Raw genomic sequence first — 1,160 nt, forward strand, 5'->3', positions numbered from 1 at the left:
GGCCGGCGGCATGGGCGCGGGGGCGGTGATCATGGACAAGGTCTCCTGATCGACGGGACCTACTGTTTACGCAGGTCGGGGGCGGGATGGCCGAGGAGCAGGCGGCGCACCGCGTCCCAGGCCGTGTGGACCGCCGCCGTGACGCACGGCTGCTCGTGGCCGAGGATCCGGGTCCAGGCCCCGCACGCCTCGGGCAGGACGCTGGTGCCGTGCAGCACGTCGGCGTCCGCCAGCGACCGGTGCAGGGTGTCGGCGATCTCCTGGGCGGGCCGCCGGGTGCTGACCACGTGGACCGAGGCGACGTGGTCGTGCCCGGCGAACACCCCGGGCCCGGTCACCCCGCCGACGTCCTCGGGACGCAGCCTCATGGTGTCCACGGCCAGCAGCGTGCCGTCCGGACGCCGGATCTCCAGGTCGCTGGTGAACACGGTGTACTCGTGCCGTTCGCCCCGCGCCAGGCGCCCGCCGGTGACCGTCTCGGCGTAGACGACCGTGGCCGTCTCGTCGGCGGTCACCACCGAGCTCTGGTGGAAGCGGGACCCGGCGAAGGGGATGACGGCGTCGGGGAGGTACTCGACGTAGGAGCCCTCTCCCGCGGTCAGGTGGACCCGCTGCGTCGCGTAGTCGTGCTCCATCCGGTAGACCTTGGTGGCGGCCTGGGTCGTGAACAGGGCCTGGGTCCCCGGGCCGCACACCAGGTCCTGGCGGTAGCGGTCGGCCTGGGCGACGCCGCCCCCGGTGGCCATCACATAGGTGAAGGCCATGCCGGGGACGGCCGGGTCCACGTAGAGCGGCCGCATGATCTGCAACGGCGTCTTCTGGTAGCGGCCGACCAGTTCCGTACGGTCGCCGCGCAGGGCGAACTCCAGGTCGAGGACGCCGACCTTGGCGGGAGAGCCCGGCCCGAGCGTGTCGGGCCGGGAGGCGAGAGCCGAGACCTCCGCGGGGAGGACGGCGATTTCGTAGTGCTCGGGGGCGAGCCGGTCGCGGACGGCCCTCACGTCACACCAGTACCGTGCGCCGGGACTCCAGGTACGCGACGACCTCGTCCACGCCCTTGCCGGACAGGCAGTCGGTGAGCTGCACCGGCCCCTCGCCGCGCACCCGGTGGGCGTCCGACTCCATGACGTTGATGTCGGTGCGCACGTACTGGGCGATGT

Annotated in this window: 1 protein-coding gene and 1 pseudogene; both read right to left on the reverse strand. The window is 72.6% G+C overall.

What is annotated here, in order from left to right:
• Nucleotides 1–59 precede the first annotated feature (59 nt).
• Nucleotides 60–1,001 (reverse strand): urease accessory protein UreD, encoded by a 942-nt coding sequence (locus tag ACFV9O_RS40630; RefSeq protein ID WP_100454980.1) that lies wholly within the window; start codon nucleotides 999–1,001, stop codon nucleotides 60–62.
• A gap of 1 nt (nucleotide 1,002) precedes the next feature.
• A pseudogene (locus tag ACFV9O_RS40635) lies at nucleotides 1,003–1,160 on the reverse strand (urease accessory protein UreG); the annotation flags it as partial.

It is taken from the genome of Streptomyces sp. NPDC059909 (assembly GCF_042730885.1).
GTDB lineage: Bacteria > Actinomycetota > Actinomycetes > Streptomycetales > Streptomycetaceae > Streptomyces.